This is a genomic window from Pseudomonas sp. SIMBA_068, assembly GCF_046534705.1.
Lineage (GTDB): Bacteria > Pseudomonadota > Gammaproteobacteria > Pseudomonadales > Pseudomonadaceae > Aquipseudomonas > Aquipseudomonas putida.
This window is the reverse complement of the sequence record NZ_JAWRYI010000034.1, coordinates 1-696: the sequence shown is the minus strand read 5'-3', so window position 1 is coordinate 696 and position 696 is coordinate 1. Positions and strand designations below refer to the sequence as shown.

At 47.6% G+C, this 696-nt stretch carries 1 pseudogene; it reads left to right on the top strand.

The window, feature by feature from the left end:
- Window positions 1–696, top strand: a pseudogene (locus SB756_RS27995) (DNA polymerase); the annotation flags it as partial.

Sequence of the window (696 nt, the reverse complement as noted above, 5' to 3'; positions counted from 1 at the left end):
ACCCTGAACCGTGAAGGTTGCCGTAACTACGACGTTGCGCCGGAAGTTGGTCACAAATTCTGCAAAGACTTCCCGGGTTTCATCCCGTCTCTGCTGAAACGTCTGCTGGACGAACGTCAGAAAATCAAAACCAAAATGAAAGCGTCTCAGGACCCGATCGAAAAAATCATGCTGGACTACCGTCAGCGTGCGATCAAAATCCTGGCGAACTCTTACTACGGTTACTACGGTTACGCGAAAGCGCGTTGGTACTGCAAAGAATGCGCGGAATCTGTTACCGCGTGGGGTCGTGAATACATCGAATTCGTTTGGAAAGAACTGGAAGAAAAATTCGGTTTCAAAGTTCTGTACATCGACACCGACGGTCTGTACGCGACCATCCCGGGTGGTAAATCTGAAGAAATCAAAAAAAAAGCGCTGGAATTCGTTGACTACATCAACGCGAAACTGCCGGGTCTGCTGGAACTGGAATACGAAGGTTTCTACAAACGTGGTTTCTTCGTTACCAAAAAAAAATACGCGCTGATCGACGAAGAAGGTAAAATCATCACCCGTGGTCTGGAAATCGTTCGTCGTGACTGGTCTGAAATCGCGAAAGAAACCCAGGCGCGTGTTCTGGAAGCGATCCTGAAACACGGTAACGTTGAAGAAGCGGTTCGTATCGTTAAAGAAGTTACCCAGAAACTGTCTAAATAC